Genomic DNA, 21843 nt, shown 5'->3' with positions numbered 1-21843 from the left:
CTTTGTGGCACTGGCTGCTACTTGGCAGCCGGCGCCAGAATTGTCAGGCTGCTCCAGCCTGTACCGACCTTGGTAGGCGTTCCCCACGACCTGTTGGCGCCCACGGGGTAGTACCGCAGGTCCCCGACAGTGGTCCGCGCGATGATGCCCAACGAACCGGCACCTGCGAAACCACGGATCGATGCAAAATCTGAAATCACATTCCAGCCTGTGCCCACAACGCCGGCGGATTCCTGGACGAAGTTCCCGGTGCCGTTGGAGCGGTACAGCTTGAGATCGCCGGTGCCCGTTTTAACGAGGAGGTCGGCATTGGAATCCTTATCGAAGTCCACCTGCGTGATCTCCAAGCCCGTCCAGCCGACACCAATGGAGACACCGGTGGAAACGCTTCTTCCGGTGGGGTTGTTGAAGTAGTACAACCGGCCCGTGGCGTCATAGCCCACGATTCCGGGATGCGCGTCTGCCTTCTTCCACGTGCCGACACTCAGCGTCCAGTCTTTCCAGTTGCTCCCCAGGGAGACCGCGGCTCCAAAGCCGCTGCCGTTCCTGCCGGGGTAGACGTTCAAGCGGCCGTCGGACCATTGCGCCACGATGTCCAGGGCGCCGTCGCCGTTCCAGTCTGTGACGAAGCCTGCCTTCAACCCCGCCCAGCCCGTGCCGATGAGGTCTTCCGGCAGCAGTGCTGTGGTGCCGGTTCCCGGGTATCGGTAAAGGTTGGCATCGGGGCGGACCGCCACGATGTCCTCCTGGTCGATCCCAAGGGTGGACTCTACGTCAAGTGCTGCACCGCTGATGAGGCTTGCATCGTTCCACCCCACGCCGATGAGGCTGCGGTTGCCCCACGATCCGGAACCGGCCGGGTAGTAGTAGAGGTCTCCGTTCGAGGCCCGGGCGTGGAGTCCCTGCGAGTCCGCTCCGTTGAAATTGATTGCGGAGCTCACTGCCGTCATGCCTGCCCAGCCCGAACCGATGACTCGTCCTGGCTCGCTGGTGAAGCTGCCCACACCGTTGGAGCGGAACAGCCGCAGGGTGCCGTCCGTTGTGCGTGTGACGATGTCCTGGTTGCCGTCGCCATCGAAGTCGATCTGGTTCAGTTGGTGTCCGCTGAACCCGGTTCCTATCAGGACACCGTTCCCGAGTCCGCCGCCACCACTGTTCGAGTATCTGTACAGGTTCCCCCGATAGTCCTGTCCGATCACTCCGGGGTAGGCATCCTTGACGTTCCACCAGCCTACGGTCAGGGACATTTCCTGCCAGCCGGAACCCACTTGGATGGGCGCGTAGAAAGAACCCCCGGGAGCTCCCCGGAAGACCTTCAGCGTCCCGTCGGACCACTGGGAAAGGATGTCCTGGACGCCGTCCTGGTTCCAGTCCACCACGTAGAGCGCCTTCGCGCCGGACCATCCCGAGCCGATGGGCACAGGTCCGGTGATTCTGCCGGCCCCATTCGCCGGGAAGGCGTCCAAACGTCCTGCCGCGCTGGTGGTCAGGATGTCTGCGGCGGACTTGATGGACGGATTGGAAGGATTCGAAACCCCGCGGGCAAAGGTCCGCAGCTGGTCGTAGCTGCCGTTGAAAATGTTTGAGTCGCCTTCAAAGGGGCCGGTGCTGCTGTACTGCCACATGGTGTAGTTGCCCCAACTGACCGGCATGGAGCCTGGTGAGTTGGTGGGATTGTTCCAGTAGGAAGCGATCCAGAGGGGATAACTGCCGAAAGTCGTGTTGCCAACGCAGGTGTTCCACCAATCGGTGGTGCTGTAGATGACGGGGAAGCGGCCGGTCAGCGCCTTGACGGTGTTGCCAAAGTCAGCCGCCCATTGCCCCAATTGCGCCTTGGACATGTCATAGCAGGTGTTGCCGAAGTAGAACCCGTTGATGGTTCGCCCGGCGTAGGGGTTGTATTCGATGTCCAGGACAGGCGGGAGGGTGTAGCCATCATCCGTCCAGCCTCCACCGTTCGCTACGAAATACCGTGCTTGATCAGCACCCGATGACCAGTTGGGGATGGCGAAGTGATAGGCGCCCCGCACCATGCCCACATTGCGGGAGCCATTGTACTGCTGGGTGTAGTTCTCGTTGAGGTAGTAATTGCCTTCGGATGCCTTGACGTACGCCCATCGGGATCCCTGGTTCCACTGGCTTTGCCAGTTCACATTCCCCTGGTGGGCACTGACGTCCTGCCCTGCGATGCCGATAGTGGGCCGCCAGTGGCCCGGGTCGGCGGCCATGGGGACGGCGGCGCCGACTGCGCCTCCTACTGCCCGTGAACCCGAGGCTCCCGAAGCGTCTTTGCCCTGTTTGGCTGCCAGGACACGGGGAGACCGTTGGCCCATTTCCGCGCCGCCCGCCGGGATGGCTGCCAGCATCGCTGCCTTCATCGCTTCGGCGTTCGGGGCGTTGCCAGGCATTTCCTGCTTCTTGGGGAGATGCTCCCCGGAATCGCTCGCAGGCCCCTCCGCCGGCAGCGGCGGTGCCGCGGGTGAGGGTTCGACGGCGGGAAGCGGCTGCTGCTGCGCGGGTGCCTGCTGGGTCGCCTGAGGAGTTTCACCGCCGGGGGTGGTAGCGGGGGCGATACTTCCTACGGGTTGCGGCCCCTGCGCGGGACTTCCTGACTGCGCCTCTGGAGATGGAGCTGGACGTGGCCCGGCCGTCTCTGCCCAGGCGGGCGATCCCAGGAAAGAGCCTGCTGCCAGGGCGATCGTCAGCGCAACTCCGACCCGGGCCAGCGGGGTGCGGCGGGACGGTTCACTTGAACGTCTTTTCATCTTCACATCCGGCCCTGTACCGCGGCTCAGCGGCGCATGGGGTGGCTTGCGGACAAGCTCCGGGGCGGGCGCTTGCGCATGGGACCAAAGGCCAGCTCCTAACGGGCTTTACCCTAACATCCTGAAACTGGAGTGACTAGTGGGATTTGGGATGCTGACGTGACTGCTGATCCACAGTTATCCACATGCCCGCTCCACTGGGTTGAAGGGGTGTTGGCGCTCGCTTAGCGTGAATGAGGCGAGATGTTCCTCTCGCTTATCAAACTTCGTGGTCGGTTGGGGAAGAAGTGGATGCTGTAAGGATCGTCGAAGGAGAGGTCAGGGAGCTCATTCGGCGCAGGGGACTGGATCCCCTTGAGCAGGCTTCGGACGTCAGGCTTCTGGTGGAAGCGGCAGTGAATGACTACGACGAACGTGCGCTTTTGGGCCCGCTTCCTTCCCTCGGCCACCTTGAGACTGCCCGGAGGCATATCTTCGATGCGGTGGCAGGCTTCGGGCCGCTGCAGCCTCTCTTGGACGATGCCGCGATTGAAGAGGTCTGGATCAATGCGCCGCACGAAATCTATGTTGCCCGCAACGGTGAATCGGAACTGACGGGCATCAGCCTTACCGAGCAGCAGGTCCGGGACCTTGTGGAACGAATGCTCAAGAGTTCGGGGCGCCGGCTGGATCTTTCATCACCGTTCGTCGACGCCGCCCTTCCTGATGGTTCACGGTTGCACGTCGCCATCCCGGACATTACCCGCAAGCACTGGGCCGTCAATATCCGGAAGTTCATTGCCCGGGCAAGCCGCCTGGAGCATTTGGTCGAGCTGGGAAGCCTTACGCCGCAGGCCGCACGGTTCCTTGGAGCAGCTGTGGCCAGCGGTCTCAATATCCTCGTATCGGGTGCCACCCAGGCCGGGAAGACCACCATGTTGAACTGCCTTGCTGCCCACATCGGTTCCCGTGAACGTGTCATTACGGTGGAAGAGATCTTCGAACTGCAACTCCCGCTGCGCGATGTCGTGGGACTTCAGTGCCGGCAACCCAATCTGGAAGGCGGAGGCGAAATTCCGCTGCGTCGGTTGGTCAAGGAAGCCTTAAGGATGCGCCCGGACAGGCTGGTGGTGGGGGAGGTCCGTGAAGCGGAGAGCCTCGACATGCTGATTGCGCTTAACTCCGGTTTGCCAGGCATGTGCACCGTCCATGCCAATTCCGCACACGACGCAGTGACCAAGATCTGCACGCTCCCGCTTCTGGCAGGGGCAAATATTTCCAGTGCTTTCGTGGTGCCCACAGTTGCATCCTGCATCGACCTCGTCGTGCACTGCAGCCGCCACTCTTCGGGCCGTAGGCAGGTGACTGAGATCCTCTCCCTTGGACGGAGGGTCGAAAACGGAATCATCGAATCCTCGGGTGTGTTCGGCATGGTCGGCACGCAACTGCTGCCACGGGCCAACTCCATGCCTGCCGCGGAGAAGTTCGCCCGGGCAGGATTCGACGTCGCCGCTCTTTTGGAGCTGAACTGATGGCGCCCCTTCTCGGCGTTCTCTGCGGCCTTGGAGTGTTCCTCATCTGGTGGTCTGCGTGGGTACAACCGCCGGTAGAAGCAAAGGAAACGGGCCCCGGGCGCCTTGAGCTGCTGCTCACCTCAGCCGGAATTGAAAAAGTGACGGGCGGGGGTCTTCTTCTCACGTGCGCAGGCTTCGGCCTCTTCGCCTTGCTGGTGTTCTTCGTCGTCACGGGATCGCCGCCCGTTGCAGCCTGCTTTTCCCTCTTTGGTTCGTGGGTTCCTTTCGCTGCGGTCCGTTGGCGGGCACGCAAGCGCCAGGCCGCACTTCGACTTCTGTGGCCGGACATTGTGGACCACTTGCGCTCCGCCATACGTGCCGGTCTCGCCCTGCCGGAAGCGCTCATCCAATTGGGCTACAAGGGACCGGAAGAACTTCGCCTGCTGTTCCTGGACTTTGGGGCGGACTACAGATCCGGCGGACAGTTTGAGGCAGCCCTGAACAGGCTGAAAGCACGGCTGGCCGATCCTGTGGCAGATCGCATTATCGAGGCACTCAGAATGACCCGCGAGGTGGGTGGTTCGGATCTCGGCCGGATGCTTGGCACTCTTTCCGAGTTCCTGAGGGACAGCGCACGCACGCGAAGTGAGCTTGAAGCCCGCCAGTCATGGACCATCAATGCAGCACGGCTTGCGGTAGCGGCGCCTTGGGTGGTCCTGGTCGTCATGGCCAGTCGGCCGGAAGCGATGCTGGCCTATAACTCGGGCACAGGAGCAATGGTCTTGCTCGGTGGGCTGTTGGTATCCGTTGTCAGCTACTCCGTGATGCTGCGGGTTGGTGCGTTGCCTGAGGATCAGCGGGTGCTTCGATGACCACTACCAGCGCGTTCGCCGTGCTCTACGGGCTGCTTCTTGGGGCGGGTTGTTGGCTGATCCTGGTGAGGCTACCTTTCATGCGAGGGAACACCTTCTCGGACCGCATCGAGGCCCAGTTGAGATCACGGAACCTGGAATCGCGGCTGCTGCGCACGCCAACCCATAACCTCACGCCGTTCGGGCCGCTGGAGAGGATAGTGCGTCCCATCATTGGTGACGCCATCACATATCTGTCCCGGTTCAACATCGGGTCTGCAGCGCTGGGAAAGAGGCTGGCGCGCGCTGGCTCTTCCAAATCCACTCTGGATTTCCGGGCCGAGCAGCTCCTATGGGCCGGCGCAGGCTTCGTAGTGGCGGTACTTGTCGTCGTGATAAGCGCCGCCGCAGGTCAGTTCAGCCCGGCTTTCCTTGTTGTTTGTGTCATCTCAGGCGCAGCAGGGGGCTACATGCTCCGCGATTATGTTCTGGGACAACGGATCAGGAAGCGGGAATCGGCGATGCTGTCCGAATTTCCGAGTCTTGCGGAGTTGATGGCGCTCGCGGTTGCTGCAGGCGAGAGCGCCATGGGTGCCATGGACAGGGTAAGCCGCAGTTCCAGTGGGGAACTCTCTGCAGAGTTTGGTCTGGTCCTCGCCGATGCCAGATCCGGCAAGTCACTTTCGGAGGCACTCCAAGCGTTCTCCATGAGGTCGGAGCTGCCACCCCTGGTCAGGTTCTTTGACGGGCTGGTGGTCGCGGTGGAACGGGGGACGCCCTTGGCCGATGTCCTTCGGGCGCAGGCTGCGGACGTCCGTGACGCCGCAAAACGCGAGCTCATGGAGTCCGCAGGCAGAAAAGAAATCGCCATGATGGTGCCCCTCGTTTTCGGGGTGCTCCCGCTCACAGTCATCTTCGCTGCCTTCCCGGCCATAGCGGCGCTGGAAATCAGCCTGTAAGCCTGCCGTCGGGACCGCCAAAGAAGTTCTATCCATCGAAGCAATCCAGTCCATGGATGCAGCACGGTCCACAAAACTACACCGCATTACTTCACACCACATCCGTACGCCGATCCATTCATTCTGGGGAGAACCATGAACCGCATTACAAGAAGACTGTCCGCCACCTCCTTCCTGAGCGTCGTCTGCGGCTCCTGGGTTATGGCGGTCGCGTTCAGAGGACTGTCCTGTGCTGAGGATCGGGATCGAGGGGACGTGCCTGGCTGGGTCATGATTACGCTGATGTCGGCTGTCCTGGTCGCCGGCCTCCTTGCCTTGGCTGCTCCTGCTTTGGAGGGCTTGTTCGATCAGGCGATTGAGAAAGTGGGCCAGTAGGAGTGCGGCCGGAACCCGCCGTTGTTCGAGGTCTTTGGCGCAAGCAACGGCGGAGCGTCTCCGACGAGTACGGGTCCGCCGTTGTCGACTTTGTCTTGGTGGGCGCGCTGCTGACGCTGTTTTTTATGGCGATCATCCAGCTCACCTTGGTGTTGCATGTCCGCAACACCCTGATTGATGCCGCGGCCTCCGGTGCGCGGTATGGGGCCTTGGCGGATCGCACTCCGGCAGATGCCCAGGCACGGGCCGCGGAGTTGATTCACGCCGCCTTGAACAGCGACTTTTCCGGGGACATCGTTTGCAGCGATGTCGTTATGGACGGAGCCCGCACCTTGGAGGTGACGGTGAAGGCACCCTTGCCGGTTGTCGGGCTGGTTGGTCCCCGTGGCTTGCTGGAGGTGAAGGGCCATGCAGCATACTGAGCCACGACTTGGCCTGCTGAAAGCCTTCCGGCACAGGATGCGCGAGGCACTATGCCTCTCTGTCGAGCCGGTCGGGGTGCCTGCTGACGGTTCGGTTGGGGTGCCTGCGGGGCATCCAGCCGAGATGCCCGCCGGGAGGTCCGGGCCAGGCGCGGGGGCGCCATGGGGCGAACAGGGCAGTGCTGTGGTGGAATTTACGTTCCTGGCCGTACTGCTCATGGTTCCCGTGGTCTATTTCGTGGTGACGGTCGGACAAATCCAAGGTGGGTCTTTTGCGGTGGTCGGGGCCGCCGACCAAGCCGCGAAGGTGTTCGTGGCCCGGGGCGGGCTTTCCGATGCCGGGGCGGCGGCGGAACGGGCAGTCTTTCTTGCCCTGGGGGACTACGGGCATGCTCCGGACAAAGCCAAGGTTGAGGTGTCGTGTGACAGAGCGGACTGTCTGTCGGCTGGAGCAAGGGTGACGGTGAAGGTCACCCTGGATGTTCCCCTGCCCTTGATGCCCTTTGGGGACACGGTGGGCTTGAATGCCGCCAGGTTGAGTGCGTCGGCCACTCAAGTAGTGGGGCGCTTCCTGTGACTACGCCGCTCAGCGGCAAGACCCGCGACGAGGGCCAGATCGCCGTTCTCATTATTGGCTTCGTTGTGCTGGCGCTCCTTCTGGCAACAGTGGTCATGGCCGCCTCGGCGGTCTACCTGGAGCACAAGAAACTGTTGTCGCTGGCGGACGGAGCAGCGCTTGCCGCTGCCGACTCCTTCATGGTGGGGGATATAGGCACCGGGAGCCGCCCTGGGCCGTCGTTGGTGGATGAGCGCGTGCGGTCCGGGGCAGCCTCCTACCTCTCCGGCACTGGCGCCTCTTCCCATCATGATCGCCTTGCCCTGGCGGCGGGCACTGGCAGTGAACCCGGCGGCACAGCCGTGGTGGTCCTTACCGCGGTGGCCCATCCTCCGGTGATCAGCTTCCTCCTGCCGGACGGGATCCTGGTTGAGGCCCGATCGGTAGCCCGCTCAACGTTGACCCAGTAGCGGTACGGGTCATGGTCCGGCAGAAATGAACGGGGCCGTCGGGGGAGCGTGACGGATAGCGTACGCTGGGATGACCATGGCTGAGATAGATTTTCCCGCAGAAATCCGCGCACTTCGCGCAACTTACAGCTCCATCGAGAACGTTACCGATGTTGATGCACTTAAGGCTGAGATCGCTGAACTGAGCGAGCAAGCCGGAGCCCCGGACCTTTGGGATGACCCGGCTTCTGCCCAGGTGATCACTTCGCGGTTGTCACACCGGCAGTCGGAAGTTGAGCGTCTTTCCAAGCTGGACTCCCGGATCGACGACCTTGAAGTCCTGGTGGAACTCGGCCAGGACGAGGGCGACGAAGACTCCATGGCGGAAGCTGCGAAGGAGTTGTCGTCCATTCGCAAGGCTCTGGCGGAACTCGAAATCACCACGCTGTTGGCAGGCGAGTACGACGAGCGCGAAGCCGTAGTTACCATCCGTGCGGGTGCCGGTGGAGTTGACGCGGCAGATTTCGCCGAGATGCTGATGCGGATGTACCTGCGCTGGGCAGAACGCCACGGGTACCCGACCACCGTAATGGATACGTCATATGCCGAGGAGGCGGGACTGAAATCCGCCACTTTCGAGGTCAAGGCGCCGTACGCGTTCGGCACGTTGAGCGTCGAAGCGGGGACCCACCGGTTGGTCCGCATCAGTCCCTTCGACAACCAAGGCCGCCGACAGACGTCCTTTGCGGCAGTGGAAGTTATTCCGTTGATCGAACAGACGGACTCCATCGAAATTCCGGATAACGAAATTCGCGTTGACGTCTTCCGATCCTCGGGCCCGGGAGGCCAGTCGGTCAACACCACCGACTCGGCAGTGCGGCTGACTCACCTTCCCACGGGCATTGTGGTCTCGATGCAGAACGAAAAGTCACAGCTTCAGAACCGTGCCGCTGCCATGCGGGTGCTTCAGTCCCGATTGCTGCTGGTCAAGAAGGAACAGCAGGACGCGGAGAAGAAGGCCCTGGCCGGAGACGTGAAGGCGTCCTGGGGCGACCAGATGCGCTCCTACGTGCTCAACCCCTACCAGATGGTCAAGGATCTGCGAACGGAACATGAAGTGGGCAATACCTCAGCAGTCCTGGACGGCGACATCGATGACTTCATTGACGCCGGCATCCGTTGGCGTACTGGCAACCGCAACGCGGCTGCCAGCTAAGACGGAGAAGCACGGAGTCCGGTTCGCCCCAACGCTCCGGATTCCGCGACACACCCTCCAAAGCCCGGTAAATCCGGCCTACCCGTGCGTATAGTCGAGTGGCCGGTGCTCTCACTTCCCCCATCGAAAGCCCGCGCTCCGGCTGTTGGACTGGGCGACTATGTCATGTCCGGCGGGGTTCTAAAGGGCCATGATCAGATTTGAGAATGTCACCAAGGTCTACGAGCAGAATGCCCGACCGGCGCTCGACTCTGTCAGCCTTGAGATCAACCGCGGCGAATTCACCTTCCTCGTAGGTGCGTCGGGCTCAGGCAAGTCCACCTTTCTTCGCTTGATCCTGAAGGAAGATAAAGCCTCGTCCGGGTCTGTGTATGTTGCCGGGCAGAACGTTGCCAACATTTCGAGCTGGCGTGTACCCAAGCTTCGACGCGGCATCGGCGTGGTGTTCCAGGACTTCCGCCTGCTCCCGCAGAAGAATGTCTTCGCCAACGTTGCCTTCGCGATGCAGGTGATTGGCAAGAGCCGTTCGATCATCCGCGAAACAGTTCCTGAGGTCCTGAAGACCGTGGGCCTGGAGGGCAAGGAACGCCGCATGCCCCACGAACTTTCCGGTGGCGAGCAGCAGCGCGTGGCGATCGCCCGCGCCGTCGTCAACCGTCCCGGCATCCTGCTGGCGGACGAACCGACCGGCAACCTGGACCCCATCACCTCGATGGGAATCATGGGAGTCCTGGACAAGATCAACCAGAACGGCACCACAGTAGTCATGGCAACCCACGACGACGACATCGTCAATGAAATGCGCCGCCGCGTGGTGGAGCTCAAGAACGGCAAGGTCATTCGAGACGAAGCCAAGGCGCTCTACACCTCGATGATTCCGGTGGTTGGCGAATCGCGCCGCCTGCGGGATGCCAGCGGTGAGGAACTCAACCGTGCACAGGGGGCGCAGCTGTGAGGCTCCTGTTCATCCTGGGGGAAATCGGCAGTGGCCTGCGCCGGAACCTTTCCATGGTCATTTCAGTGGTCCTCGTGACGTTCGTTTCCTTGACGTTCGTAGGTGCCGCTGGAATGCTTCAGATGCAGATCAACCAGATGAAGGGCTACTGGTACGACAAAGTCCAGGTGGCTGTCTTCCTCTGCAATGACGGTTCGACGGCGGTGGGCTGCGCTTCGGGTCCCGCCACCCAGGAGCAGCAGGAGAACCTGCAGGCAATGCTTGAGTCGCCGGCGGTCAAGCAATACATCAACGATTTCCAGTTCGAATCCCAGGCTGAGGCCTACACGCACTTCAAGGAACAGTTCTCCAACTCACCGATTGTGGATTCGGTGTCCGAGGACCAGCTACCGGCCTCCTTCCGGATCAACATGAAGAACCCGGAAAAGTACCAGATCATCAGCGAGACGTTCTCCTCCCAGCCGGGAGTCGAGACGGTCAGCGACCAACGGCAGGTCCTGGAGCGCATCTTCTCCTGGATGAACGGAGCGTCGGTTGCTGCGATGGGTGTAGCCGTGGTCATGATCTTCTGTGCCGTGCTGCTCATCACCACCACCATCCGGCTTTCTGCCTTCAGCCGACGCCGGGAAACGGGCATCATGCGGCTCGTCGGTGCGTCCAAAACAGTCATCCAACTGCCGTTCATCCTTGAGGGTGTTATCGCTGCCGTTGTGGGGGCAGTGCTTGCCTCGGTCACGCTCTGGTTGATGGCGCACTTCTGGCTTAATGGTGATCTGTCGACACAGTTCCTCAACACCCCCTTTATTTCCTCCACCCAGGTGCTGGTGATCGCGCCCGTGCTGATTGCCCTGGGTGCGGGTCTGGCCGGGATATCCTCGCTCTTGACCCTCCGGCGATATTTGAAGGTCTAGCGATGACCGCCCAGGCCCGATCACCCTTCATGCTGACAATCGAAAAGGACTCCTGATGACCGCGTTGGACCCGATCTCCCTGCGCCGGCGCTTCGCGTCGGGCAATGCTCGGATTATGGGTGCCGTGCTTGCTGTGGGTCTGGCTGTCAGCCTCCTGTCGGGCGCCCCTGCTGCCCAGGCCGACAACCTTGAAGACCAGCAGGCCGCACTTGAAGCTGAAGCCGCCAGGGTTCAGGCATCCCTGGAGTTCGTCGATGCCAACATCGCCAAAGCTGCCGGCGACCTGGTGATCTACCAGGGCCGACTTCCCGGTGCCCAGCAGGCGCTGCTCGAGGCGCAGGGCCGGGTGGCGAGTGCGGTCAAGGAAGTTGAGGCTTTGGCGGCAAGGGTTGAACTTGCCCAGCAAAACAAGGCCAAGATCACCGAGCAGTTGGAAAGTGATAAGCAGAAGATCACTGATACCAAGAAACTGATCGGTCAGATCGCCTCCCAGGCATACAAATCCGGTGGTGTCCCCACCAACATCGCTCTTCTGTTCGGGTCCAGTGAGTCCGGCAACCTGACAGAGTCCATGGACTTGGCCGACCAGGCCATGCGCAGCCAGAACGCCGCCATGACCAAGCTGACCCAGCAGAACGCCACGAACGTGAACTCCCAGGCAAGGCTGGTAGCCGTCGAGGAAGAGATACAGGACCTTAAAGCGAAAGCAGACGCTGCGCTTGACCGGGAGAAATCGGCACGGGACGAGGCTGCGAACAAGAAAGCCGAAGTCGACAAGCTCATCGAAGACACCACCCGTCTGAATGGGCAGCTTCAGGCCGCCAAACCGGGTATCGAAGCCAATCTGGCCCGGGTCAAGGCTGAGCAGAACACGGTGGCCGCCGAAATCGTAGAGCGCGACCGGAAACTCAGGGAAGCCTGGGAGGCCGAGCAGCGCCGCCTCGCTGAAGAGGCTGCCGCCGCAGCCGCAGCCGCAGCAGCGGCCCAGGGCCGGCCGGCCCCACCAGAGCAGCCGTATGTTCCGCCGGCAGCAGGTTCGCCGTCCGCCTTCGGACTGCGTCACCCCTTTGCCAGTTATGTTCCCATCACCTCCGGATTTGGCTGGCGCGCAACGCCCCCGGGGACCATCGACTTCTATGGTACGGGTGGCTACATGCACACCGGCATCGACTTCGGCGCGGCGTGTGGTACTCCGGTCTACGCGGCGGCTGCAGGGGAGGTCTTCAACTCGGGATGGAACTCAGCCGACGGCGGTGGATGGCGTGTGAAGCTGTCCCATGGCGTAGTCCAAGGAAATTCGCTGACCACCATCTACTACCACAACAGCAGCATTGTGGTGTCGAACGGCCAACGCGTCTCGGCCGGCCAACTCATCGCGTACTCGGGAAGCACCGGTAACTCGACCGGTTGCCACGCGCACTTCGAAACGTGGTTGAACGGTTCCGCTGTGGATCCCATGAACCTTCTCTAGCGTGTGGGCAGTGCTCGTGAGGCCCCCGGCTCTGGCGTACACTAGTTGAAATCCGCATCTAACAAGGAGTTCTACCGTGCCCAAGGAAAGTGGCCGTAAGGTAGTGGCCACCAATCGGAAGGCCCGGCATAACTACCATGTCCTGGACACCTATGAGGCCGGCATTGCCCTCATGGGAACAGAAGTGAAGTCCCTCCGTGAGGGCCATGCCTCCATGGTGGACGGCTTCTGCACCTTCTACAACGACGAATTGTGGATGGAAGGTATCCATATCCCTGAGTATCACCAAGGGAGCTGGACCAACCATGCCGCGCGCCGGCGTCGTAAGCTCTTGCTTCATCGTGACGAACTGGACAAAATCTCGCAGAAGATCCGCGAGTCCGGCTTCACGGTGGTGCCGCTCCAGTTGTACTTCCTGGATGGCCGGGCCAAAGTTGAAATCGCCATTGCCCGAGGCAAGAAGGATTACGACAAGCGCCAAACGCTGCGTGAGCAGCAGGACAAGCGTGAATCGCTGCGTGAGTTGCGGGAACGCAACCGCCGGTAGCGCCACGCCCACGGGGCCCGTGGAATGTTCCACCGGGTGAATGCGTTATGATGAGTAGTCCGAAGGGAATTCGACATGGTCGATGTTCCACTCGGGTTTGGTAACAAAATACGGGGATGATCGGTTTCGACGATGTTAGTCGCGACAGGTGAAGCGGGCCGAGGATGCAGAATTATCTCGTAAACGCTGTCTGCAAACCAATAAGTGCCGAATCTAAGCGCACTGACTTCGCTCTCGCTGCCTAAGCAGTAAGACAGTCCGTCAGCCCGGGGTTGCTATCGCCCCGGTTCCTGGCGTCATTTAGATAGCCACTGCTGTTTGCCTTCGTCATTGAGGTAAATGGGACTCTAAGATGACTGGGCCCGGATCAGCCACCTGTTCGCAGGATGGCTGGGGCCGAGAAAATCCGATGCGAACTGCGCCCGGAGAAGCCCTGACAAAACGACATCGGACGGGGGTTCAATTCCCCCCATCTCCACCCACGGAAAGCCCTCGGATCCCTGTGATCCGGGGGTTTTTTTATGCCCGAGCCCACCAAGGCAGGACCCTTCGACGTTCACTCACGGCGTACTGTCCGCAGGACTACCAGCCACGGATTGGCGGTTGAACTGGATAAGCGCCGAACCACGGCGGAGCGGTGGCAGGAGGCATGTGATGAGCACTGAGCCGGACTTCGAACTGCTAGACCCTGACGACGACGAGCAGGCCCTGGATGCGTACTCGAAGATCGTGGTCCGGGTTGCGGAATCCGTGACACCCCACGTTGCCGCCATCGAGATGACCAGCACCGGCCGGAGGGGGCAGATCCGCAGGGGCAGTGGCTCGTCCGTGGTCTTCACCGGCGATGGATACATGCTGACGAACGCCCACGTAGTGGCTGGTATCCGGTCCGGCCGGGCTGTGTTCGCCGATGGGAGGCAGACAGACGTGGAGTTGGTGGGCGCGGATCCTTTATCCGATCTCGCCGTGGTCCGTGGCGTGAAGTCCACGCCGCCCCCGGCAGTGCTGGGCAATGCCGAAACCCTGAAGGTGGGCCAGTTGGTGGTCGCCGTGGGTAACCCGTTGGGTCTGGCCGGCTCGGTGACTGCGGGCGTCGTCAGTGGTTTGGGCAGGTCCATTCCCGTCAGGGCGGGCGAACACCAGCGGGTCATCGAGGATGTTATCCAAACGGACGCTGCCCTGAATCCCGGGAATTCCGGCGGAGCGTTGGCCGATACCCGCGGGCGCATCGTGGGCATCAACACCGCGGTAGCAGGACTGGGTCTGGGTTTGGCAGTGCCCATCAACACCACCACCCAGCGCATTATCGCGTCCCTGCTGAGGGATGGCCGGGTGCACCGAGCGTATCTGGGTTTGGTGAGTACGCCAATCCCCCTGGATGCCAGCGCCGTTGTACGGACGGGGCAGAAGGAGGGCCTGCGGGTGGTAGAGGTGATTCCCCGGTCTCCAGCGGAGCTATCCGGGCTTCAACCAGGGGACGTTGTGCTCCGCGCCCAGGGGCGGGCCGTGTCCAGTGCCGAGAGCCTGCAGAAGTTATTGTTCGAGGAAGCCATAGGCCAGCCCTTCCCCTTGACCGTGCTGAGGGAGGGGAAACGAGTGCAGGTTCTTGCGGTTCCCTCAGAGATGGTCCAGCCGTGAACGGAGGCTAGGCTTTGCTCTCCGGAACATCGACGACGCCCACGAAGCGGCTGCCAACCCCCTCGTATTCGCTGCGTACTTCCCCGAGGAAGAGCTTGGGAAGGTCACTGTTCCGGTGGGTACCGCAGTAGACGAAGGAAAAGTCCGGCCACCACTTTTTGGGCCGAATGGCTTCGGAATAGCCGCACACAGCACAGGTCAGATGCACCCAGACGGGGCGCTTGCCGGTGCGGTTGGCGCGCGATTGCACCAACCAAGCCGGGGGATTGTCCTGCATATCGCGGAGTTCGGCTTCGGAAAGCCTGGACGGAATACCGTGGCGCTGTGCCATTTCCATCGAAATATCAAGGGCCAATGCGGCATCACGTCTGCTGATCACCACTCAACGATACGGGACTTCACGGGCGTAGGCTGTGCTCATGACTGACGCTGCCGCGCTTCTGCCGAGTACTCCGCTCCAGAAACGAGTGCTGGTGGTGGCCATCGTGGCGTCGTTCATCGCCATCCTCGATGGTTTTGTGGTCAATCTCGCACTGCCTGCCATCGGGAGGGAGCTCGGTGGCGGCCTGGTCATTCAACAATGGGTAGTGGACGCGTACCTGCTGACCTTGGGTGCATTGATCCTGGTGGCGGGTTCGTTGTCTGACCATTTCGGCAGGGCACGAATCCTTGAATGGGGCCTGGCGGGTTTTGCAGTGACCTCGGTCTTGTGCGGGCTGGCGTGGTCCGGCGAAGTCCTGGTGGTGTCGCGGGCACTGCAGGGCATTGCCGGAGCCCTCCTGGTCCCAAGTTCGCTGGCCATGATTATTACCTCGTTCACCGGCCCGGCCCAGTCCAAAGCCATCGGCCAGTGGTCCGGCTGGACCAGCGCTGCGGCCATCGTGGGTCCGCTGATTGGCGGCATAGCTGTGGACCTGCTCTCCTGGCGTGTCATCTTCTTCATCAATGTCATTCCCGCCGTTGCCATTTGGCCCATGCTGGCAGGCCTGCGGGCCTCCGATGCCGCGAGGGACAAGAGCAAGCGCATCGACTACCTCGGAGCCGTCCTGGCCATGGTGGGCCTCGGTGGTCCCGTGTTTGCGTTCATCGAACAGGGCCGCATGGGATGGGGGAGCGTGCAGGTGTGGTTGCCTCTGGTGGCCGGCATCGCAGCCATGGCTCTTTTCCTGATCCATGAGGCCCGGACAGCCGAGCCCATGCTGCCACTCAGGCTCTTCGCGATCCGCAACTTTGCGTGGGGGAACCTGGCAACGCTGGCCATCTACGGGGGAATTTCCCTGGGGTTCTTCGTTTTGGGAATCTATCTTCAGCAAGTTGGGGGCATGGCGGCCACCGTGGCGGGCATCGCCCTGCTGCCTGGCACCGTCATCCTCATGCTGTGTGCCTCGTATTTTGGTGGCCTTGCAGGAAAGTACGGGCCCCGATGGTTCATGACCGTGGGCCCGTTGCTGTGCGGTGCGGGCTTCCTGATGTCGTTGTCGGTCCAGGAGCCGTTGGATTATTGGACACAGGTCCTGCCGGGCCAGATTGTTTTCGGTCTGGGATTGGCTACTCTTGTAGCGCCCTTGACGGCCGCCATTCTTGGTGCTGTCCCGCCCGAGGAGGCGGGGATCGGTTCGGCGGTGAACAACGCCGTTGCCCGCATCGCCGGCCTGATCACCATTGCCTTCGCGGGGCTGATTGTGGGACCGGTCTTCAGCCGTGAAGGTTTGTACAACGCCCTGTTGGTCACGGCGGCACTGTTCCTGGCCGGGGCAGCAGCTTCCGCCGTCGGGATAAGAAATCCGCCCAAGGGGGCGGCGATTGCCGCTGACAGCGATCGGGATGCAGCGTCCGACGACGGCGGGTCAGCCGGGCTGCCCGGCTGACCTCTCGCGGGGGTTGGGTCAGCGGGTGGGGAGGACGCAGCCTTCGTGGGTTTCAGCGCTCTGAACCCAGAGTGCGGACGTGACTTCGTCGGCGAGATCGAACTCGCGGCCTGTGGCGCCGCTTCCAATCCGCACCACCAGAGCTCCGCCGAACGGTTTGCGTCCGACCACTTCAACCGGGGCGTCAAGGGTGATCTCTTCCGCTGCCAAGTACCTGAGGAGATCGGGGTTCTCGTCGCTGATCCTGGTGATACGGCCGGAGTGTCCCTGGTCCAGTTCGATCATGCGGTAGGCGTGCGGCAGTTCAACGGAGCCATCCGCCGAAGGAATCGGATCGCCGTGCGGGTCCCTGACAGGGTGACCAAGTTTGTCGGACATTCGCTCGATGAAGGTGTCTGACACCGCATGCTCCAACATCTCAGCTTCATCATGGACCTCATCCCAGCTGTACCCGAGTTCTTCCACCAGATAGGTCTCAATGAGGCGATGCCGGCGCACCATGGCCAATGCCAGGCGCATGCCCGCGGGTGTCAGGCGAATGGCGCTGTAGGGTTGGTGGTCCACCAGTCCCTGGTCCTTGAGCTTGCGGACCATTTCAGACACGGAGGAATTAGCCACACCCAGGCGCTGGGCAAGCTGGGAGGACGTTATCGGCTTGTCTTGCCACTCTGTGTACGAGTAGATGACCTTGACGTAGTCCTCAATCGAGGAGGAGGGCGTACTGGTCTTCACACTCCAAGCCTACCGTGGCCGCGCGGGGCGCAATTTGAACGCCCGCCAGGTCTGCGTCACGTAGGGCAGTGGAATGGTGTCTCCCGGTGCGTGCCGCAGGTGCTCGTAGAGGTACCACTCCAGGTTGGCCATGACCTTCGCCCTGGTGGCGTCGTTGGCTCGGAGATAGTAGCTCCGCGACTTGGTCAGCTCCATGATGTCTTGGGGAGTCACGGCGTCCGACCACCGGGTGAAGTGGCTTTCCAAGCCGGAAAATTCCGGGCCGATCAGTGGACGGAACCCTGGCTTGTGGACGTCTCCGGCATGCATGATGCGCGAGAGCCGATGAACCCAGGGCACGTCGGTATCCAATTGGTTCCAGACCAGTCCCAAGGTTCCGTGCGGCCGCAGGATACGGGCTGTCTCGGTGCTCGCAGCCAGGGGATCGCACCAATGCCAGGCCTGGGCAACACTGACGACGTCGAATGCTGAGTCCGTCAGTCCAGTTGCTTCAGCCGTTCCCTCCAGCGCGGTGACGTGCGGGTGGGACTTGCGCAGTTGCTCCAGCATGTCGGTGGAAGGGTCGACGGCGGCAACCTCCAGTCCGCGCTCCACGAGGAGGGCCGTGAACTTGCCTGTTCCCGCTCCGAGATCCGCAGCCGCCGTGGCCCCCGGGGGAACAAGCCACTCCACGGAGTCCAGGGGATAACCGGGCCGAACGCGATCGTAGTGCTCACCGCCGTCCTGGAAGCTCTGGCCGAACTCGTTCCGACGGTCAGCGTGGAGCTTGGGACCACGTGGTCCGGCAGGTCGGGGAACGCCGGGCTGTCCACTGGAGGCGGCCGGAGAAGGCAATGCCACCAAAAACTCCTTCACAGGGTTGCCAAAAAGATACCCTACGAATTTACCGCAGCCGCGGTAAAGAGCGCTTAGTCAACAGTGCAGGGAGCTGCGCCTGCCGTACCGGGTGTGTTGGGAGCCCATTCCGGGTAGGTCCGGTGGTCGTTGGCAGGTACCCAGCGGCCCTCGTCCACTACGTAGTCCCAACCCAACCCGTTGCGCTTCAGCCCTTCGATGCCTGCGAGCAGCCTGGTGGCGTCCTCCAACCGGGAGCCGACGCCAAAGCTGGCACGCAAGGAGCCGGAGGGAAGTCCGAGTCGCTTGAGCAGTGGGTGGGCGCAGAAGCGTCCATCCCGGAGGCCAACTCCGTGCTCGGCGGCCAGATAAGCGGCCACCAATCCGGCGTCGAATCCTTCCACGGAGAAGTTGACCACTCCAATGGTGTCGTCGGAGTCAGTGAAGATCTGGTGCACTGTCACGCCGTCGATGGCCTCCAGGCCGTCCACCAGGTACGTGCGGATGGCGGCTTCGTGGGCGTGCCACGCGTCCTGGTCCAGCCCGGCGAGGACCTGTGTGGCGCGGGCGAGGGTCGCGGCACCCAGGACATTGGGGGACCCGCCTTCATGGCGGGCAGGGCCCGTTGCCCAGCTCACCGAGTCCAGACGGGCCTCACGGACGGCGCCGCCACCAGCCAGGTGCGGCGTCCCGGCGTCGAGCCAGTCCGGGCGGCCCACTACGACGCCTGCGCCGAAGGGGGCATACAGCTTGTGGCCGGAGAACACGACGTAGTCAACATCGGCCTCCGTGATGTTGATCCGGCGGTGGGGTGCCAGCTGGGCGGCGTCCACAACGATCCTGGCACCGTATTCATGCGCCAGTGCAGCGAGTTCGGCGATCGGCAGGATTTCACCTGTCACGTTGGAGGCACCCGTGACGGCGAGCAGGCTGACCCCGCCTTGGGCCAATTCGTTGCGAAGCTTGTCCACCGTGGCGGTCAACGTGGAGGCCGCCACGACGCTGCGGTGCGGGACACCCTGCCAGGGAAGAAGATTGGCGTGGTGTTCGATGTCCAGGTACAGGACTTCGCCGGAGAAACGGCCGTCGGTCTGCGGAAGGCAGCCGGCCAGAAGGTTCAGGGAGTCCGTGGTGTTTCGCGTGAAAATCACGGAATCGTCAGGACGGCCGCCGACGAACTCACGAACGATGTTCCGCGAGTTCTCGTAGACCGACGTGCTGATCTGGGAGGCAAAGCCCGCGCCGCGGTGAACGCTGGCGTAGTAAGGCAGGACCTCGTTGAGGTAGGCCGAGACAACGGTCAGGGCCGGAGCCGATGCACCGTAGTCCAGGTTGGCATAGCGGACGTGGCCGCCCTGGATCAGCGGTGCCTGCAGCTCAGCCCCGGTGACGGCGGCGAGCGGCCGTGCTGCTGCAGCTGACTGTGACGGGGTTTCACCGGCAAAGGACGGAATGATGTTTGAGTCGAACGTGACTGTGCTCATGGGACCTCACTCAAGAGGGACCCCCATAGGGGGATCCGCGCTTGCCGCATCCGTTCCGGACCGGCCGGGTCGTCACCCGGGGCACCCCGCCGCGAAAGGAGGGTTGCCGGCCAGCAAACCGGGGTTTAGCGCTGGCACTCGTGACCTGTAAAAAAGGTTAGGGCACCTCCATCGGCCCCTCCAAAGTCACTTCCCTTTGTTAAGCACTTTGTTACGCCGGGTTGTAAATCACCGGTTTGGCGAATAAAAAACGGCGGAGGCCCCCCAAAAGGAGGCCTCCGCCGTCGAATATTCGCTGAAAAGCAGCTAGTGAACCCTGAAGGAAACCTGTACTAGAGCAGGTCGTCCAGGCCTGGGTTGAGCCGTTTAAGGACTTCCGAGTGAAGGATGGAGTTGGTGGCCAGCGCGTTGCCGCCGAACGGACCGTCGTCGCCTTCCAGGGAAGTGAAGCGTCCACCGGCCTCCGTAACGATCGGGACGAGAGCTGCCATGTCGTACAGGTTCAGCTCAGGCTCGCACGCGATGTCCACTGCGCCCTCGGCCACCAGGCAGTACGACCAAAAGTCGCCGTAGGCCCGGGTGCGCCACACATCCTCGGTGAGCCCCAGGAACTCGTCCAGGTTCCCGCGTTCCTTCCACCCGGACAGGCTCGAGTAGGACAAGGAGGCATCGGACAAACGGGAAACGTTGGAGACCTTCAATCGGGTGGCCGCGGCAAGGGACCGGCCCATGTAGGCACCCATGTCCTTGGCAGCCCACCAGCGTTTTCCCAAGGCAGGTGCACTGACGACGCCTACCACGGGTTCACCCTCATCAACCAAGGCGATCAATGTTGCCCAAACCGGTACGCCCCGGACGAAGTTCTTGGTCCCGTCGATGGGATCAATGATCCAACGGCGTGAGCCGTGCCCGCTGCTGCCAAACTCCTCGCCAAGGACAGCATCCCGGGGGCGGGACCGGGAGAGCTGACCCCGGATGGCTTCCTCCGCTGCTTTGTCGGCGTCGGTGACAGGTGTGAGGTCTGGCTTGGTTTCGATCTTCAGGTCCAGAGCTTTGAAGCGGTCCATGGTCTGGGCATCGACTGAATCAGCGAGGACGTGGGCAAGGCGCAGGTCATCGTTGTAGGTGGAAACGGGATGGGTCATGCCACCAAACTATCCTGAAACGTTCGCTGCAGCGGGGACGTGAAGCCGCAACGATCAGTTGACGGTGCCCAGTTCCTTGGTCTCTTTTGCTTCCATCCGGGGGTCGGCACCGAGCAACCGGCGCAACGAGGCCAACCGCGCCACTCCCGAAGGTCCTGCATGGCCGTCGTTCACCCACGGATCCAGTCCGCAGTTGATGGCTGTGGCGTCGTGTTTGCAGCCCCGCTCACAGGCTTCCGTTCCGGGTTCAAGATCCGGGAAGGAATGTAGGATCCTGTCCGGGTCCACGTGGGCCAGGCCAAAGGACCGGATGCCCGGGGTATCGATGATCCAGCTGCCGGCCGGGGCGTCGGCGAGTTTCAGGGCCAGAGCGGAGGAGGACGTATGCCGGCCACGGCCTGTCACAGCGTTAACACCGCCGGTGGCCCTCTCCGCCCCTGTCAGCGCGTTGACCATGGTGGACTTGCCCACGCCCGAGTGGCCGAGCATCACGGTGACCTTGCCGCCCAGGTGGGAGCGCAACTGGGCTACGGCGTCCCGGTCCAACCGTGCGGACAGGCCGTCATCAGAGCGGGCGTCGATGCCACCTGCTTCGGAGTCCGCTGTGCGGCTGATGATCACGGGGAAGTCAAGGCTGAGGTAGTTGGCAAGCAATTCCGCCGGATCCTTGACGTCCGCCTTGGTGATGAGCAGCAACGGCTCAATGCCGGCGTCGTAGGCTGCCACCAAGGCGCGGTCGATGAATCCGGTGCGCGGTTCAGGGTTGGCGGCTGCAACAACAATGACCAACTGATGTGCGTTGGCCACCACCACGCGTTCTATGGGGTCGGTGTCGTCCGCGCTGCGTCGCAGGAGGGTTCGTCGTTCTTCCACCCGGACCAGCCGCGCAAGCGTGTCCGGCGAACCGGAGACGTCCCCCACCAAAGCGACGAAGTCCCCGGGTACTACCGGGTTACGCCGCAGTTCGCGGGCGCGCGCAGCGATGACGACGCGTGCGTTCGCGGAATCCTCGTCCACAATTGCCCTGTACCGTCCGCGGTCAACGGTGATGATCCGGCCGATAACGGCGTCGTCATGGCTGGGCCTGTCCTTGGTCCGTGGCCTGGACCCTTTTTTGTTGGGTCGGATCCGGACGTCGGATTCGTCCCAGGAGCGTGCGTCGCGGCCCATGG

21 protein-coding genes, 1 other RNA gene and 1 riboswitch are annotated in these 21843 nt (G+C 62.3%); of the genes, 15 read left to right on the top strand and 7 right to left on the bottom strand.

Annotation, left to right across the window (positions count from 1 at the left end; genetic code table 11):
• Nucleotides 1–17: 17 nt before the first annotated feature.
• Nucleotides 18–2765 (bottom strand): GH25 family lysozyme, encoded by a 2748-nt coding sequence (locus CGK93_RS15440; protein ID WP_089595589.1) that lies wholly within the window; start codon nt 2763–2765, stop codon nt 18–20.
• Nucleotides 2766–3052: 287 nt separating this feature from the next.
• On the opposite strand from CGK93_RS15440, the gene CGK93_RS15435 reads away from it, so the two are divergent.
• The 14 genes from CGK93_RS15435 (at nt 3053) to CGK93_RS15370 (ending at nt 14608) form a co-directional block, all read left to right on the top strand.
• On the top strand, nt 3053–4276 hold the full coding sequence (locus tag CGK93_RS15435; RefSeq protein WP_089595588.1) for a CpaF family protein: 1224 nt from the start codon (nt 3053–3055) through the stop codon (nt 4274–4276).
• On the top strand, nt 4276–5130 hold the full coding sequence (locus CGK93_RS15430; RefSeq protein WP_089595587.1) for a type II secretion system F family protein: 855 nt from the start codon (nt 4276–4278) through the stop codon (nt 5128–5130). Before CGK93_RS15435 ends, CGK93_RS15430 begins: the two co-directional genes overlap by 1 nt.
• Nucleotides 5127–6068 (top strand): type II secretion system F family protein, encoded by a 942-nt coding sequence (locus CGK93_RS15425; RefSeq protein WP_089595586.1) that lies wholly within the window; start codon nt 5127–5129, stop codon nt 6066–6068. Before CGK93_RS15430 ends, CGK93_RS15425 begins: the two co-directional genes overlap by 4 nt.
• Nucleotides 6069–6203: 135 nt before the next feature.
• Nucleotides 6204–6443, top strand: coding sequence for a hypothetical protein (locus CGK93_RS15420; RefSeq protein WP_089595585.1), 240 nt, complete (start codon nt 6204–6206; stop codon nt 6441–6443).
• Nucleotides 6444–6568: 125 nt separating this feature from the next.
• Nucleotides 6569–6865, top strand: coding sequence for a pilus assembly protein (locus CGK93_RS15415; RefSeq protein ID WP_442857049.1), 297 nt, complete (start codon nt 6569–6571; stop codon nt 6863–6865).
• A complete protein-coding gene (locus CGK93_RS15410) occupies nt 6852–7442 on the top strand; it encodes a hypothetical protein (RefSeq protein WP_089595583.1) in 591 nt (196 codons plus the stop codon). The genes CGK93_RS15415 and CGK93_RS15410 overlap by 14 nt, the downstream gene beginning before the upstream one ends.
• Nucleotides 7439–7891, top strand: a complete 453-nt coding sequence (locus CGK93_RS15405; RefSeq protein ID WP_232481341.1) for a pilus assembly protein TadG-related protein — start codon at nt 7439–7441, stop codon at nt 7889–7891. The genes CGK93_RS15410 and CGK93_RS15405 overlap by 4 nt, the downstream gene beginning before the upstream one ends.
• A 76-nt stretch (nt 7892–7967) precedes the next feature.
• The gene (gene prfB, locus CGK93_RS15400; protein WP_089597503.1) at nt 7968–9086 is read left to right on the top strand and encodes a peptide chain release factor 2; all 1119 of its coding nucleotides are present in this window, start codon (nt 7968–7970) and stop codon (nt 9084–9086) included.
• A 190-nt stretch (nt 9087–9276) separates the two neighbouring features.
• Entirely contained in the window at nt 9277–10041 is a 765-nt protein-coding gene (gene ftsE / locus CGK93_RS15395) for a cell division ATP-binding protein FtsE (protein ID WP_017198501.1), read from the top strand.
• Entirely contained in the window at nt 10038–10952 is a 915-nt protein-coding gene (gene ftsX, locus CGK93_RS15390; RefSeq protein WP_089595582.1) for a permease-like cell division protein FtsX, read from the top strand. Before ftsE ends, ftsX begins: the two co-directional genes overlap by 4 nt.
• 55 nt (nt 10953–11007) lie before the next feature.
• The gene (locus CGK93_RS15385) at nt 11008–12423 is read left to right on the top strand and encodes a M23 family metallopeptidase (RefSeq protein ID WP_089595581.1); all 1416 of its coding nucleotides are present in this window, start codon (nt 11008–11010) and stop codon (nt 12421–12423) included.
• Nucleotides 12424–12499: 76 nt separating this feature from the next.
• Entirely contained in the window at nt 12500–12970 is a 471-nt protein-coding gene (gene smpB, locus CGK93_RS15380; RefSeq protein ID WP_017198498.1) for an SsrA-binding protein SmpB, read from the top strand.
• A 112-nt stretch (nt 12971–13082) separates the two neighbouring features.
• Nucleotides 13083–13451, top strand: a transfer-messenger RNA (tmRNA) gene (ssrA, locus tag CGK93_RS15375).
• A gap of 173 nt (nt 13452–13624) precedes the next feature.
• Entirely contained in the window at nt 13625–14608 is a 984-nt protein-coding gene (locus CGK93_RS15370) for a S1C family serine protease (RefSeq protein ID WP_198318238.1), read from the top strand.
• 7 nt (nt 14609–14615) lie between these two features.
• Here CGK93_RS15370 and CGK93_RS15365 read toward each other — a convergent pair whose 3' ends face one another.
• The gene (locus CGK93_RS15365; RefSeq protein ID WP_051420657.1) at nt 14616–14945 is read right to left on the bottom strand and encodes a hypothetical protein; all 330 of its coding nucleotides are present in this window, start codon (nt 14943–14945) and stop codon (nt 14616–14618) included.
• Between the two features lie 76 nt (nt 14946–15021).
• Here CGK93_RS15365 and CGK93_RS15360 point away from each other — a divergent pair, with 76 nt between their 5' ends.
• Nucleotides 15022–16476, top strand: coding sequence for an MFS transporter (locus CGK93_RS15360; RefSeq protein WP_089595579.1), 1455 nt, complete (start codon nt 15022–15024; stop codon nt 16474–16476).
• A gap of 18 nt (nt 16477–16494) precedes the next feature.
• Here CGK93_RS15360 and CGK93_RS15355 read toward each other — a convergent pair whose 3' ends face one another.
• The 5 genes from CGK93_RS15355 to rsgA all read right to left on the bottom strand — a co-directional run bounded on the left by CGK93_RS15355 (nt 16495) and on the right by rsgA (nt 21841).
• On the bottom strand, nt 16495–17208 hold the full coding sequence (locus CGK93_RS15355; RefSeq protein WP_089595578.1) for a metal-dependent transcriptional regulator: 714 nt from the start codon (nt 17206–17208) through the stop codon (nt 16495–16497).
• Nucleotides 17209–17217: 9 nt separating this feature from the next.
• Nucleotides 17218–18042, bottom strand: coding sequence for a class I SAM-dependent methyltransferase (locus tag CGK93_RS15350; RefSeq protein ID WP_232481664.1), 825 nt, complete (start codon nt 18040–18042; stop codon nt 17218–17220).
• Between the two features lie 74 nt (nt 18043–18116).
• Nucleotides 18117–19526, bottom strand: coding sequence for an aminotransferase class V-fold PLP-dependent enzyme (locus CGK93_RS15345; protein WP_089595576.1), 1410 nt, complete (start codon nt 19524–19526; stop codon nt 18117–18119).
• A gap of 32 nt (nt 19527–19558) precedes the next feature.
• A riboswitch (SAM riboswitch) is annotated at nt 19559–19672 on the bottom strand.
• Between the two features lie 186 nt (nt 19673–19858).
• Entirely contained in the window at nt 19859–20671 is an 813-nt protein-coding gene (gene hisN / locus CGK93_RS15340) for a histidinol-phosphatase (RefSeq protein WP_089595575.1), read from the bottom strand.
• 54 nt (nt 20672–20725) lie between these two features.
• Nucleotides 20726–21841 (bottom strand): ribosome small subunit-dependent GTPase A, encoded by a 1116-nt coding sequence (gene rsgA / locus CGK93_RS15335; RefSeq protein ID WP_089595574.1) that lies wholly within the window; start codon nt 21839–21841, stop codon nt 20726–20728.
• Nucleotides 21842–21843: the final 2 nt, after the last annotated feature.

Source organism: Arthrobacter sp. YN, assembly GCF_002224285.1.
Classification (GTDB): Bacteria; Actinomycetota; Actinomycetes; order Actinomycetales; family Micrococcaceae; genus Arthrobacter.
Note: the sequence above shows the minus strand (reverse complement) of the source record. Positions and strands in the feature narration are given on the sequence as shown.

Coding starts and splice junctions, on each gene's coding strand:
- CGK93_RS15440 (WP_089595589.1), bottom strand. CDS start 2,765: ATGAAAAGACGTTCAAGTGAACCGTCCCGCCGCACCCCGCTGGCCCGG.
- CGK93_RS15430 (WP_089595587.1), top strand. CDS start 4,276: ATGGCGCCCCTTCTCGGCGTTCTCTGCGGCCTTGGAGTGTTCCTCATC.
- CGK93_RS15425 (WP_089595586.1), top strand. CDS start 5,127: ATGACCACTACCAGCGCGTTCGCCGTGCTCTACGGGCTGCTTCTTGGG.
- CGK93_RS15420 (WP_089595585.1), top strand. CDS start 6,204: ATGAACCGCATTACAAGAAGACTGTCCGCCACCTCCTTCCTGAGCGTC.
- CGK93_RS15415 (WP_442857049.1), top strand. CDS start 6,569: ATGGCGATCATCCAGCTCACCTTGGTGTTGCATGTCCGCAACACCCTG.
- CGK93_RS15410 (WP_089595583.1), top strand. CDS start 6,852: ATGCAGCATACTGAGCCACGACTTGGCCTGCTGAAAGCCTTCCGGCAC.
- prfB (WP_089597503.1), top strand. CDS start 7,968: ATGGCTGAGATAGATTTTCCCGCAGAAATCCGCGCACTTCGCGCAACT.
- ftsE (WP_017198501.1), top strand. CDS start 9,277: ATGATCAGATTTGAGAATGTCACCAAGGTCTACGAGCAGAATGCCCGA.
- CGK93_RS15385 (WP_089595581.1), top strand. CDS start 11,008: ATGACCGCGTTGGACCCGATCTCCCTGCGCCGGCGCTTCGCGTCGGGC.
- CGK93_RS15370 (WP_198318238.1), top strand. CDS start 13,625: ATGAGCACTGAGCCGGACTTCGAACTGCTAGACCCTGACGACGACGAG.
- CGK93_RS15365 (WP_051420657.1), bottom strand. CDS start 14,945: ATGGAAATGGCACAGCGCCACGGTATTCCGTCCAGGCTTTCCGAAGCC.
- CGK93_RS15345 (WP_089595576.1), bottom strand. CDS start 19,526: ATGAGCACAGTCACGTTCGACTCAAACATCATTCCGTCCTTTGCCGGT.
- hisN (WP_089595575.1), bottom strand. CDS start 20,671: ATGACCCATCCCGTTTCCACCTACAACGATGACCTGCGCCTTGCCCAC.
- rsgA (WP_089595574.1), bottom strand. CDS start 21,841: ATGGGCCGCGACGCACGCTCCTGGGACGAATCCGACGTCCGGATCCGA.